Genomic DNA, 12766 nt, shown 5'->3' with positions numbered 1-12766 from the left:
CAAACCAGAAAGACCGCCACCAACTACAATAATCTTATTTTTAGCCACGTAGTTTCTCTCCTTATACAATATTTTTAACTACGAAAATGTCCTGCTTATGCCAAGTAGGAGAACATGAAAGCCAAAGTCAGCAGGCACATCAAAGCGCAAAGACCCATAGCCATCTTGTCCACTACACGCTGAGCGCGAGGACCCTTTGCAATACCCCAAGTCATGCAGAAGGTAGTGATACCGTTGCAGAAATGGAATATTGCAGCAAACATACCCAGGGCATACAGTACAAATACAGCTGGGTTAGAGAGTACACTCTGAACCAGTGCATAGCTGATATGCTCGCCCATAATACCCTTCAGGTAGATACGGAGATAGCCAACATGCCAGATGAGGAAAGCTACCATATACCAAGCAGTATAGCGCTGGAGAGCAAACTTCCAGTTACGGGAGTAGCCATAGCTGCCAGTGTTGTTCTTTGCATCCAGGGCAATAACAATACCATAGATACCGTGGAACAGAATAGGCACAGCATAGAGGCAAATCTCAATAGCCAGGAAGATTGGTGCTGGGATCAGCTCCATCATTTCCAAGCCCTGGTTGAATACCTCTGGACCACCCATAGCTGAAGCATTTGTCAGCAAATGCTCAATCAGCACGCCGCCCAGTAACAGCAGACCGCAAAGGGAATGTAAACGGCGCAGATAAAAAGATACGTTAATCATTCTAGACCTCCTAAATATATTCTTTCCTATGGAAAGTAATTGTACGCCTTGGAGGAGTAATCAGTTAGGTTCTGACAGAGCCTCCGATGCGCAATTATAATCTACGATATGGAGCCTGACCCATTTCGTAGAAATTATTGCCTTCAGAATCGATTACAACGATTGCAGGGAAATCTACAACCTCAAGAGCTGCCAAAGCCTCTGGGCCCAGCTCAGGATAAGCAATAACAGTGTACTTCTTTACGGACTTAGCAATCAGAGCAGCAGCGCCGCCTACAGCAGCAAAATAAGTAACACCGTTCTTCTTCATGGACTCAATAACCTCTGGAGCACGGGAACCCTTACCGATCATACCCTTGATGCCCTGATCCAGCATGGTAGGAGTATAAGCATCCATACGGCCAGCAGTAGTAGGACCGCAGGAGCCGATTGGATCACCTGGCTTTGCAGGAGTAGGGCCAAGATAGTAAACAATCTGGTTGTGCCAATCAATTGGCAGCTTCTCGCCACGAGCCAGAGCCTCAGTCATAACCTTGTGAGCAGCATCACGGGCACTGTAGATAGTACCGGTAATCAATACGCTGTCGCCAGCACGCAGGGTGCGGGACTTTTCCTCTGTCAGAGGGGTAGTTAAACGAATAGTTTCAGCCATTATCAAGACCTCCTAAATCACAGTACACGGACAGCATGACGGCAAGCATGGCAGCAGATAGTTACTGCAACAGGCAGGCCGGCGATATGGGTAGGACCCCACTCGATATTAACAGCCAGAGCAGAAGTAGTGCCGCCCAGCTGAGGTCCGATACCAGTCTTGTTAATCATCTCAAGAAGCTCATTTTCCAGATTTGCATAATCAGGATGCTCATTACGAACGGTAATGTTACGCATCAGAGCACGCTTGGACAGATATGCAGCCTGATCCATAGTACCGCCGATACCTACACCAACAACCATTGGTGGGCATGGATTGCAGCTTGCATGCTGAATAATATCCAGAACAGCCTTCTTAACACCCTCTACGCCATCAGCAGGCACCAGCATCTTGATGCCGCCCTTGTTCTCGGAACCAAAGCCCTTGCAGGTCAGCTCGATTCTCAGCTGATCACCAGGAACAATCTTGGTATAGATAATAGCAGGAGTATTGTTCTGGGTATTTACGCGGTTGAACAAAGGCTCTGCTACAACAGACTTACGAAGATATCCCTCGGTATAACCCTTAGCAACACCTGCATTGATGGCCTCAGTAAGATCGCCACCCTCCAGATGCAGATCCTGACCTACCTCCAAGAAAATGATGGTCATACCGGTATCCTGACAGATTGGACGATCCTCTGCACGAGCAATCTCAGAGTTTTTGATAATCTGATCAAGAACGACCTGGCCTACAGGAGATTCTTCAGTCTCTCTGCCTTTTTTCAATGCCTCATACACATCTTTTGGCAAATAATAGGCAGCTTCCTTGCACATCTGCGCTACTTCAGCAGTAATCTGCTCTACATTAATTGTACGCAAATTAAACCCTCCCCAAAAATATATAATAAATTACATTCGCTATCTAATAATAGCATATTTTCAAGTAGCTTTCAAGCCAATAACCGCAAGGGTTTTAGCTATTTGCAATATGAATCAGATTCACCTTTTTTCTCAGTTGACTTCACTTAGAATTGTTAATTCGTCCAACGAATTTTTATTTGTGTTCACAAAGTCATGTACATACTTTCATTTTATTTTTGTAAATGGTAATGATATATTTCCGGCTCCTTGCCCTCCGCCAGCTCCAAAACCATGAAGGATTGGCCTTTGCCATCTCGGGGGTATGATAAACTACCTGGATTAATCAGCAAAATACCATTAATTTTTTTTATGAAAGCCACATGGGTATGGCCAAAAACTCCGATATTGGCTCCCTTTTCCCGCACCGCCAGCAAAAAATTAGCTGGATTGCTCTTTACCCCATAGAGATGGCCATGAGTTAAAAATATTTTGCTGCCAGCTGCTGTTACCAGTTCCTCATCCTCAGCTCCATGATGCCCCCAATCACAGTTTCCTGCTACATTAACCACTTCTGCATCATAGGCCATACGTAAATATTCTGCATCATTGATTAAATCTCCTGCATGAAGCCAAAAATCTATTTCTCCCGCCGCCTTTACCGCCTGGTCAATAGCATTGGTATTGCCGTGGGAATCACTAATTATGCCAATACGCATAGCAAACCTCCCTAAAAAGCTTAATTTGCCAAATATTTTTTCAGAAGCTCCGCCATTTTGGCAATAGCCTCTCCTCTATGACTGATGGCCTGCTTTTCCTCCAAGGTCATTTCCGCCATAGTCTTTGCTCCTACATAAAAATAAGGATCATAGCCAAAGCCATTCTGACCTCTAGCCTCCAAATGAATCTCTCCGGAACAGCTGCCCTCAGCAAATAACTTATGCCCATTTGTATCCACAAAGGTCAAAGCGCATTTATAAGCCGCTGGAGAGCCAGCCAATGCCAAGTCCTGCAGTTTGGACTGCAGCTTGGCATTATTTTCCTCATCTGTGGCATTTTCCCCAGCATAGCGGGCAGAATAAATACCAGGTGCTCCATCAAGAACCTCCACCTCTAGGCCAGAATCATCCGCCAAGCAGGCTAGACCTGTTTTCTCACAATAATATTTTGCCTTTATCAGAGAATTAGCCTGAAAACTATCCCCATCCTCCACAGGCTCTGGATATTTTTCTGGCAGCTCCTTCAGGGATATCAGCTCCACATCCAAATTTTTAAAGGCATTTATCATTTCCCGTACCTTGCCCTGATTGCCAGTGGCTATTACAATTCTTTTTGCCATATCTGACATCCTTTGCTTCTATAATAATTTACTCCCGGCCTACACGCCAAACAAGCACGCCGCCCAGCACATCCTTTTCATAGGAAATAAGCTCATCAGTGCCCTTGGCTGCCAGTTCCAATAGCTTGGTCAATTCCTGAGGGGTAAAAGGCCGTCCCTCTCCAGTACCCTGTATCTCTACATAATTGCCCTCTCCGGTTCTCACTACATTCATATCCACTACGCCAGTGGAATCCTCCTCGTAGCAAACATCCAGCAAAGCTGCTCCCTCTGGAGAAATACCTACACTTATGGCTGCCAAAAAATCCTTCACTGGGAAAGGCTTTTTGCCATCATAAATAGTTTCACAGGCCTCTACCAAAGCAATAAAAGCACCAGTTATAGAGGCAGTTCTAGTACCTCCATCAGCCTGAATAACATCGCAATCAATAATAATGGTACGCTCTCCCAGAGCCTTCAAATCCATTACAGAGCGCAAACTGCGGCCAATAAGCCGCTGAATTTCCTGGGTGCGGCCACTCTGCTTGCCTCTGGTGGATTCCCTGGGAGTTCTGGTGGAGGTAGCACTTGGCAAAAGAGAATATTCTGCCTTCAACCACCCTTCCCCAGTACCACGGAGAAACACCGGCACCCGTTCTTCCACAGTGGCAGCGCAGATAACCTTGGTATTTCCCATTTCTATTAAGACAGAAGCCGCAGGCCCCTGCTGAAAATGTCTATGTATCTTGTAGCGGCGCAGCTGCTCCGGCTCTCGGCCATCTGGTCTGCCTTCCCGCTTTTTCTTATGTCCTTTTTTATGCTCCATATATACCTCATTCCTTTTGTTCAAAACTCTAATAGTATAGCATATAGACAAAATTCTACCAACAAGAATTTATTGTTTTTGTATACATTATAACACCTATATTGTGCAAAGAAAATGCAAAAATAAAAGCCAGGCTGTCTCCAACCTGGCTTCTGCCTCATATTTATTGACTTACAATCACATTGTGACTTACGTTAAGGATATCACATTTATCCTTCAATTCTTTAGTTAATTCCTCCAAGGCTGACATATTCTTGCATCTTACGGTAATTGCACAATCACGGCCATCCTCAATCGCAGAGCAGGAAGTTACTCTCTCATCAGCTTCAACAAAATTCAAAAACGGAACATTTCCTGCCAGCTGGCTGGCGGATTCAATATTTACAAATGATTCAATCATTTCTATCCCTCCTTTGCGGAACATGGGCATATTATATACCATGATTGTTTCTTTGTAAATACTTTTTTGAATAGTTTCTGTAAATTTTTCATGAATTTTTTCTGAAAACTTTGGTATATTGTGTACAAACTATTCCAAAAGTTGCTCATTTCTTCTCTAAAAACCGTTTCGATAAGCTCTACCGTTCTATGAATAAGTTTTCATTTTGTTGCCAAAATCACCATATATATTCCACATTTTTCATCAATTGAAAAGCACCCTGGAAACGGGGTAGAATCCAGAGTGCAATTCATTGTTAGGGTTATAGAGAGTTTTTTATGGAAATGCTTTTGACGGGTTAGTCAAAGCAAACCTTATGCGGATTGAGAATATTATTTGGATCAAAGGCCTTCTTGATGCCCTGCATAACAGCTACAGCAGCTGGATCCAGAGATTCCTTCAAATATGACTTCTTGGCAAAGCCAATACCATGCTCGCCAGAAACCTGGCCTTCCATAGCACGAGCCTTGGCATACATCTTTTCCATGGTAGCCTCCAGGACTCTATGCCATTCATCTTCATCCAAATCATCCCGCAGGATATATACATGGAGATTGCCATCACCTGCATGGCCGAAGCTCTTAATGCGGATGTGCATCTCCTCCTGCAAAGCATGAACAAATTCTACAAATTCATTTACACGATTGCGAGGTACAACTACATCTACCTCATCCATCATGGTAGTGGAGCCGTTGATAGCCTGCAGGAAGGAGCCTCTGGTTTTCCAGATAGCATCTGCCCGCTCGTCAGTATCAGCAATCAGCACATCACAAGCACCCTGCTCCAGACAAATCTGGGCTACACCATCATAAGCCTTGGCAATATCCTCTGCTGTATCACCATCAAATTTCAACAGCAAATAAGCATCTGCCTGATTATCAGGGAAACTCTGGCCTAGGAACTGCTCAGCATCCATGATAACCTCCCGCTCCATGAACTCAATAGCGGTAGGAATAGCCTTGGACTTAACAATCAATGGTACAGTACCAATAGCCTGAGCCAGACTAGGGAATGGCACCAGCAGGCTGACAGCCTTCTGAGGCAGAGGCAGCAGCTTCAAAATAGCCTTGGTAATAAAGGCCAAGGTGCCCTCAGAACCAATAATCAAATCCTTCAAATCATAGCCGGAACTGTTCTTTACAACCTTGCCCCCCAGCTCCAAAATAGTGCCGTCAGCCAGAACAACCTCCAAACCACGAACGAAGTCACGAGTTACACCATATTTTACAGCTCTCATACCACCGGCATTGGTGCTGATATTACCGCCAATAGTGGCTGTTTTCTCACCTGGATCTGGTGGATAGAACAACCCCTTAGGCTCTACATACTGATAAATCTCCATCAGCAATACGCCCGGCTCCAGAGTCAGAGTCAAATTCTCCTCGTCCAGCTCCAAAAAGTGATTCATGAGAGTGGTATCCATCATAATACCATGCTCCACAGCTACAGAGGCACCAACCAAGCCAGTACCCGCACCACGAGGAGTTACAGCAATATGCTCCTGGTTAGCATATTTCAACACCTTGGAAATTTCCTCAGCTGAGGTAGCCCGTACTACCAAATCAGGATAGGATGGAATTGCACTTAGCTCATCATGGCTGTATTCCTCATTTACTTCATCAGCCCAGAGAATACGCTCTCTAGGAACAATCTTTGCGATTTCTTCCAAATCTGCTTCTGTCAGTTTCTTGTACTCGCTCATGCCAATGCCCCTCCCTGCTTTATCTTCTCAATCAGCTGTGGAATAATCTCATAAATATCTCCCACCAGAGCATAATTTGCTACCTTGAAGATAGGAGCCTCAGGATCCGAATTAATAGCCACAACCTGCTCCGAGTTATTCATGCCAGCCACAAACTGAATAGCACCGGATACACCACAGGTAATAATCAGCTTTGGACGAACAGTGCGGCCGGAAAGACCAATCTGATGAGCAGCTTCCATCCAGCCTGTCTCTACCAGCGGTCTGGTGCAGGCTACATCGCCCCCTAGAGCCTCTGCCAGCTGACGAACCATAGCAATATCCTCTGGCTTCTTAAGGCCACGGCCTGCTACCACCAGCACCTCAGCGCTCTCAATGGTCTTTTTCTTTTCCTTTTTGATAATGCCCAGCACTTCCATACGAGCCTTCAGCTTATCCGCAGGCACCTCCAAAGGAACAACCTCTCCCTTGGCTTCCTCAGAACGTTCTGGAGCATTCATAACCTTATATCTTACAGTAGCCAGCTGAGGACGGGTATTGGTGGTAAGAATTTCCGCCATAATATTACCGCCAAAAGCAGGACGAATCTGAACCAAATCTGTATTATCATGCATATCCAAAATGGTGCAGTCAGCAGTAAGGCCAGTCTTGAAGCGAGCTGCAATTCTTGGTGCCAGCTGGCGTCCCACAGAGGTAGCACCTACCAATATAGCAGATGGCTTTACCTTGTTAATATAAGCTTCAAAAGCTGCGGTATAGCTTTCAATCTTGAAATCCATCAGCTCAGGGGTATCTACTACATAAACCTTATCTACACCATAGTGCAGCAGCTCGTGAGCCTTGTCCCCAATGCCACTGCCCAGGAACAAAGCCTGTACAGGATGGCCAATCTTGTCAGCCAGCTCTCTAGCCTTGCCCAAAAGCTCCAAGGTTACAGGATGAATATCACCCTCTACATGGTCTACATAGACGGTAATACCTTTCCAAAGGCTCTTGTCTACCTGTGGACCTGCTTCTTCTTCAACGAATTCCATGGCCCCAGGCTGGCCCTTCTTTACACAGAGCTTGCACAGCTTACAGCCAGCATTTATTTCCAACTTGCCATTGTTGTCCTCCAAAGCCTTGAATGGGCAAAGGGCAACCATAGCAGCAATATCAGTTACTTTGTCCTGATGAACTATCAGTTTTCCCATTTCGCATTATCTCCTTTTCTGGTTATTCAATACACACAATTCCTATCACACCTGCTTAGGAAATAAATTTCAACTGCTTCAGCTTGTCAAAGAGCTTATCTGTCAGCTCCTGACCGCTGCCCTCCCAGGTTTCCTGTTCCTTATCAGAAACTGGTGGGAAAATCCTCTGAACCTGAGTTGCAGAACCAGAAAGTCCATAATGCTTCTTGTCCTGATCCTCCATATCCTTTAAGCCATATACAGCAATTTCCTTCTTCTCAGTGGCCTTTTTCAGCTTATAGGATGGAAGTCTAGGCTGGTTGATATCCTTCTTGACGGTAATAAGGCATGGGAACTGAACCTTCAGCTGCTCAAACTCATTGGCCATCTCCATATCAACAAAAATATTATTATCTTCAACTTTGTCTATTTTGGCTACATTACATACACAAGGAATATCCAATGCCTCAGAAACCTCTGGGCCAACCTGGGCAGTATCACCGTCTGTGGTCTGCAAACCGCAGATAATCACATCGAATTTGCCCATTTTCTTGATACCCTGTGCCAAGGTATAGCTGGTAGCCAGTACATCAGCACCTCCAAAAGCTCTATCAGACAGGAGCGCTCCCTCATCGGCTCCCATAGCAAAGGCTTCCTTAATAACAACAGCAGCTGGTGGTGGTCCCATGGTAATAACACTTACCCGGCCTCCATACTGCTCCTTTAGCTTCATACCACATTCCAGTGCGTATAAATCATAGGGATTCATCTTGCTGTCAGCACCATTACGCTTCAGTACACCAGTAACAGGATCTACTTCAACCTTATTGGAGCCTGGAACCTGCTTGATACAAACCAAAATTTCCATACTAACTTTCCCCCAATAGCATCGCTCTTTTAACACTTCTTCTATCCAACACCATCAGCTGCATTCCCCTTATGCAGTATAATCATGTTAAATGATAACATCATTTATAGCATATATTGCAGCTGATGGCCTATTTGAATGCAATTTTTTGATTACAATTTTTCTGCTAACAAATCAGCAATATGCTTGGTGTTAATACCAGTCTCTGCCTTATCCAAGCCGCCGCCAATCTGCATCATGCAGGCTGGGCAGGCCACAACAGCAGTGGTAGCACCAGTATCCTGAATATTCTTTACCTTCTCATTCAGCATAGGAATGGAAACCTCCTGATACTTCATACCAAAGGAACCAGCCATACCGCAGCACTTGTCGCAATTGTGCATTTCTACCAGCTCCACACCTGGAGTAGCATCAATCAAGGCTCTTGGCTCCTCATAAATTCCCAAGCCCCGTTTCATGTGGCAGGAATCATGGAAGGTAACCTTTTCACCACCCTTGGCATGTACCAGACGACCGGTTTTCTTGTACTCCTCAGCCACAAAGCTGGAGAACTCACGAACCTTGCTGCAGAATGCGGCAGCTCTTGCCTTCCACTCTGGATCATTCTCAAAGAGCTTCATATAAGTCTCATGGAGAGTCTCAGTACAGGTTGGGCAGGCAGAAATAATTACATCTGGCTGTACCTTTTCAAAGGCAGCAATATTCTTCTTAGCCGTTTCCTTGCCGGCTTCTCTATCACCAATACCCAGGATTGGCTTGCCACAGCAGGCCTGCTCCATTGGGTAAACAACCTCCATATCCAGACTCTGCAATACCTTTACTACGTTCTCAGAGGTATCAGCAAAAACAAAGTCCATATTACAGCCACTGAAATATGCCACTCTCTTCTTTGGCTTGGATGGGTTCTTCTTACTCAGGCGCTCCACTCTATCACGGAAGGATTCCTCAGCAATGGTTGGCAGGCTGCGGCCCTTGGTCAGCTCCTCCATAAAGAGAGGCAGATGGCGAATAAACTTGCCTTTCTTGAATGGTGCAGAACCGATGGAACCAGCCTTCAACAGCAGCTTGTGGAACATACCACGATCATTCAGCACCATATTAAACATGGTCTTATCCATGCCTGGAGCACCATATTTCTTAACATAACGTGCTCTCAGCTCATCAATCAAATCTGGAATAGGAATCTTGCCTGGGCAAATGCTGGCACACTTACGACAGCCAATACACAAATCACTAAATTCGTGGAATGTTTCTACACCGTGGAACAAGCCTGTAAGAATAGCACCAATACCACCGGAATAGATATGACCATAAACATGACCGCCAACCAGAGTCCAGATTGGGCAAACATTCAAGCAGGAAGCACAGCGTACACACTGGAAAGCCTGCTGCAATACAGGATCCTTAGCAGCCTCCAGACGACCATTATCCAAAAGGATTACATACTGCTTGCGGTCAGTTTCCACATGTCTGCCATTTTCATCCTTGTAAATTACCTTGGTAGGTCCGTCTACCATAGTCATATAGCTGGTCATGCGCTGGCAGGTACCATTTCTAGGCAGGAGCCGCAGGATGCTAGCTGCATCCTCAGTCTTAGGAATCAGCTTTTCATAACCAATCAATACAACATGGATTCTTGGCAAGGTAGTTACCAGACGAGCATTACCCTCATTGGTAACCAAACCGATAGCACCATTTTCCGCAATACCGAAATTAGCACCGGTTACACCCATATCAGCTTGGAGAAATTCCTGCCGAAGAGTCTTTCTGGCCAGCTGAATCATATTAGGAATATCCTCGCCAGGTACTTCATGGTCAACTTCTTTCTCAAACATCTTGGCACACTGATAGCGATTCAAATGAATAGCTGGCATAACCATATGGGATGGACGCTGACCAGCCAGAGCAATCATCCACTCACCCAGGTCTGTTTCCTTTACCCGGATACCATTATCAGTAAAGCATTCATTCATATGAATTTCTTCGGAAGCCATGGATTTAGATTTTACTACCCGTTTTACATTGTTTTCCTTGCAAATATCAATGAGGATTTTCTTTACCTCATCTCCGTCCTTAGCACGGAAAACTTTGGTACCACGCTTCTCCAAGCTTGCCTGAAATTCATCTGCTAATTCATCAATATGCTGTACAGCATCATGCTTCATCTGCCGGAGATTTTCACGAAGCTCCTCAATATCCTGATCCTTATAGGCATTCAGACGGGAGCCTGGATACTGCTCTGCAAATTTGGAGAGAGCACTCTGCATAATATCATCCTGAAGCTTTTCCTGTATTTCCTTTTTCAGATTCCGTTCTGCCATGATTATCTCCCTCCTTCAACATTTTCTACAGCAATAATCAACAGCTTGTTAGGACCATGTACACCCAGACTGAGAACACGCTCAATATCTGCGGTACGGCTTGGACCAGTAACAAAGCCAAGATATCCCTTGTCGAAAACCTTGCCGATAATCTGGCAAGCCACAGTTACATCCTTAACAATATAGTTGGCATTAACAAAAACAATGTTAACAAAAGGAAGCATACTGGTAACTCTGGCCTCGTAGGAATAGTTATCCACACAGAGGCTGCCTGTCTCTGCCACACAGAACTCCGCAGTAGAGATACCTACATCTGCTGAATCTCTGTGGTCATAAATATCAAACTTATCGGTATAAATCTGAGTACCATCGTTCCCGATTCTTTCATAAATATCATGAAGAGCAGGATTTTCCTCTCCTCCAACTGCGATAATTTCCTTTGGTGCATACTGAGCCAGCAGTTCCTTCAGCTTGGCTTCACCAGCAGCAAAGTCCTTTACCTTATAAACCTCTGCAGCGGCAGTCTGGGCATTGGTTGCAAATTCATCCCAATACTTGGCATCTACCAGACCTTCCCCAAAGGCCTGCTTTGCCCAATCTCGGCATACCTTTTCCATATAAAACTCTCCTTTTACTCACACATTCCAATTGCCTACATTAACAGCCTTGCTCAAGGGCCTACACACCAGTTGCAGGTCAACCCCTGCCAAACTGTTAGTGATTCATGGTTCAGTACAATAACTGCAAAGCTGTAAAAGCTGTACTTCTTCCATATTGCAATCTACGTTGACATTGTTTCATCAAATTTTCTACAAATTTGAGCCCTGCTAAAGACAATTTGTATAATTTGTGCAATGAATTTTTATACATTTATTAAATCATACACGACGAATTTTGTCAATAACAAAGATAAATAATTCAACAAAATTGTATTTTTTCCTATTATTTATCCTGTTTAATTTATAAATTTATTTTTTTCATTTTTTTCTTGCAGTATTTCAAATTGTTTTGTACAATAGAAGTGCCTGCTAAAGATTTTGACAAATTCTATATTGTTAGACAAATTTGTCAAAAACGGTATTATACATTTGTTCAGTGATTGAAAGAGGGTTGTTACTATGGCGTTGGTAAAAGGTAAGACATTAGTCGAGCAGACTACAGAAAAAATCATTGAATATATTACGACAAATAAAATGCAACCTGGACAGCAGCTGCCTACAGAGGCGGAATTTACCACAGTATTAAAGGTAAGCCGAGGCACACTGCGAGATGCCTTCAAGGTGCTTATTGCCCGTAATATATTAGAAGCTCGTCAGGGCTCTGGTACCTTTATCGCCCAGAATATGGGGATACCCGATGATCCTCTGGGACTGACTTTTATTTATGATGACAAGCTGCTGGCAGTTGATATGCTGGATGTACGCATGATGCTGGAGCCTTCCATTGCTGCTCTAGCCGCAATTCACGCTACGCCAGAGCAAAAGGAAAAGATGCAGGAACTCACCGATTCTCTCAGACAGTGTATCGAAAAAGGGGATTCCTACGCTGAGGAGGATGGTGACTTCCACACTTTGATTGCTGAGGCCAGTGGCAACCGCGTCATAAGCAATCTGACTCATATTCTATTTACTTCTATATACAAAAATATCGCCTTGACCATGAATGTGCAAAAGAAAAGCAATACGCTGCATTATCACGAAAAAATCCTTCAGGCCATTATTGATGGAGATTCCAATCTAGCCAAGATGTATATGTACATGCATCTCAGCCTCCTAAAGGATTTCATGGTGCAAAAATCAAGTACCGAAAATGATATTACCGTAGAGGACGAGGCCACAACCTAGGTCAATTGATTTGATATTTTTGTACAAATCTGACCAGCAATGAGTCAGATATCAATCCTGTGTATGTGT

13 protein-coding genes are annotated in these 12766 nt (G+C 44.4%); 1 reads left to right on the top strand and 12 read right to left on the bottom strand.

From position 1 onward, the window contains the following. Positions 1–95 precede the first annotated feature (95 nt). The 12 genes from I6E26_RS03810 to I6E26_RS03755 all read right to left on the bottom strand — a co-directional run bounded on the left by I6E26_RS03810 (position 96) and on the right by I6E26_RS03755 (position 11470). Positions 96–716 carry a succinate dehydrogenase gene (locus tag I6E26_RS03810; RefSeq protein ID WP_235320511.1) on the bottom strand — a complete coding sequence of 207 codons (621 nt, stop codon included), beginning with the start codon at positions 714–716 and terminating at the stop codon, positions 96–98. A gap of 94 nt (positions 717–810) precedes the next feature. Continuing rightward, entirely contained in the window at positions 811–1368 is a 558-nt protein-coding gene (locus I6E26_RS03805; protein WP_235320510.1) for a Fe-S-containing hydro-lyase, read from the bottom strand. 17 nt (positions 1369–1385) lie between these two features. Beyond that, complete coding sequence (locus tag I6E26_RS03800; protein WP_235320509.1) at positions 1386–2228, bottom strand: fumarate hydratase; 843 nt, start codon at positions 2226–2228, stop codon at positions 1386–1388. Positions 2229–2440: 212 nt separating this feature from the next. Then, entirely contained in the window at positions 2441–2926 is a 486-nt protein-coding gene (locus I6E26_RS03795; RefSeq protein ID WP_235320508.1) for a metallophosphoesterase, read from the bottom strand. 20 nt (positions 2927–2946) lie between these two features. Next, the gene (gene rdgB, locus I6E26_RS03790) at positions 2947–3546 is read right to left on the bottom strand and encodes an RdgB/HAM1 family non-canonical purine NTP pyrophosphatase (protein WP_235320507.1); all 600 of its coding nucleotides are present in this window, start codon (positions 3544–3546) and stop codon (positions 2947–2949) included. A gap of 28 nt (positions 3547–3574) precedes the next feature. Next, positions 3575–4351, bottom strand: a complete 777-nt coding sequence (gene rph, locus I6E26_RS03785; protein WP_235320506.1) for a ribonuclease PH — start codon at positions 4349–4351, stop codon at positions 3575–3577. 163 nt (positions 4352–4514) lie between these two features. Further along, the gene (locus I6E26_RS03780) at positions 4515–4751 is read right to left on the bottom strand and encodes a hypothetical protein (protein ID WP_235320505.1); all 237 of its coding nucleotides are present in this window, start codon (positions 4749–4751) and stop codon (positions 4515–4517) included. A gap of 337 nt (positions 4752–5088) precedes the next feature. Then, the gene (locus I6E26_RS03775; protein ID WP_235320504.1) at positions 5089–6492 is read right to left on the bottom strand and encodes an FAD-binding oxidoreductase; all 1404 of its coding nucleotides are present in this window, start codon (positions 6490–6492) and stop codon (positions 5089–5091) included. Then, positions 6489–7685: an electron transfer flavoprotein subunit alpha/FixB family protein gene (locus I6E26_RS03770; RefSeq protein ID WP_235320503.1), complete on the bottom strand. Its 1197-nt coding sequence runs from the start codon at positions 7683–7685 to the stop codon at positions 6489–6491. The genes I6E26_RS03775 and I6E26_RS03770 overlap by 4 nt, the downstream gene beginning before the upstream one ends. Positions 7686–7740: 55 nt before the next feature. Continuing rightward, positions 7741–8532, bottom strand: coding sequence for an electron transfer flavoprotein subunit beta/FixA family protein (locus I6E26_RS03765; RefSeq protein ID WP_235320502.1), 792 nt, complete (start codon positions 8530–8532; stop codon positions 7741–7743). A gap of 152 nt (positions 8533–8684) precedes the next feature. Then, positions 8685–10853 (bottom strand): L-lactate dehydrogenase (quinone) large subunit LdhH, encoded by a 2169-nt coding sequence (gene ldhH / locus I6E26_RS03760; protein WP_235320501.1) that lies wholly within the window; start codon positions 10851–10853, stop codon positions 8685–8687. A 2-nt stretch (positions 10854–10855) separates the two neighbouring features. Continuing rightward, entirely contained in the window at positions 10856–11470 is a 615-nt protein-coding gene (locus I6E26_RS03755) for a LutC/YkgG family protein (RefSeq protein ID WP_235320500.1), read from the bottom strand. 501 nt (positions 11471–11971) lie between these two features. Here I6E26_RS03755 and I6E26_RS03750 point away from each other — a divergent pair. Beyond that, entirely contained in the window at positions 11972–12697 is a 726-nt protein-coding gene (locus I6E26_RS03750) for a FadR/GntR family transcriptional regulator (protein WP_235320499.1), read from the top strand. Positions 12698–12766: the final 69 nt, after the last annotated feature.

It is taken from the genome of Anaerovibrio lipolyticus, from assembly GCF_021531495.1.
Lineage (GTDB): Bacteria > Bacillota > Negativicutes > Selenomonadales > Selenomonadaceae > Anaerovibrio.
Note: the sequence above shows the minus strand (reverse complement) of the source record. Positions and strands in the feature narration are given on the sequence as shown.

Coding starts and splice junctions, on each gene's coding strand:
- I6E26_RS03810 (WP_235320511.1), bottom strand. CDS start 716: ATGATTAACGTATCTTTTTATCTGCGCCGTTTACATTCCCTTTGCGGT.
- I6E26_RS03805 (WP_235320510.1), bottom strand. CDS start 1,368: ATGGCTGAAACTATTCGTTTAACTACCCCTCTGACAGAGGAAAAGTCC.
- I6E26_RS03795 (WP_235320508.1), bottom strand. CDS start 2,926: ATGCGTATTGGCATAATTAGTGATTCCCACGGCAATACCAATGCTATT.
- rdgB (WP_235320507.1), bottom strand. CDS start 3,546: ATGGCAAAAAGAATTGTAATAGCCACTGGCAATCAGGGCAAGGTACGG.
- rph (WP_235320506.1), bottom strand. CDS start 4,351: ATGGAGCATAAAAAAGGACATAAGAAAAAGCGGGAAGGCAGACCAGAT.
- I6E26_RS03780 (WP_235320505.1), bottom strand. CDS start 4,751: ATGATTGAATCATTTGTAAATATTGAATCCGCCAGCCAGCTGGCAGGA.
- I6E26_RS03775 (WP_235320504.1), bottom strand. CDS start 6,492: ATGAGCGAGTACAAGAAACTGACAGAAGCAGATTTGGAAGAAATCGCA.
- I6E26_RS03770 (WP_235320503.1), bottom strand. CDS start 7,685: ATGGGAAAACTGATAGTTCATCAGGACAAAGTAACTGATATTGCTGCT.
- I6E26_RS03765 (WP_235320502.1), bottom strand. CDS start 8,532: ATGGAAATTTTGGTTTGTATCAAGCAGGTTCCAGGCTCCAATAAGGTT.
- ldhH (WP_235320501.1), bottom strand. CDS start 10,853: ATGGCAGAACGGAATCTGAAAAAGGAAATACAGGAAAAGCTTCAGGAT.
- I6E26_RS03755 (WP_235320500.1), bottom strand. CDS start 11,470: ATGGAAAAGGTATGCCGAGATTGGGCAAAGCAGGCCTTTGGGGAAGGT.
- I6E26_RS03750 (WP_235320499.1), top strand. CDS start 11,972: ATGGCGTTGGTAAAAGGTAAGACATTAGTCGAGCAGACTACAGAAAAA.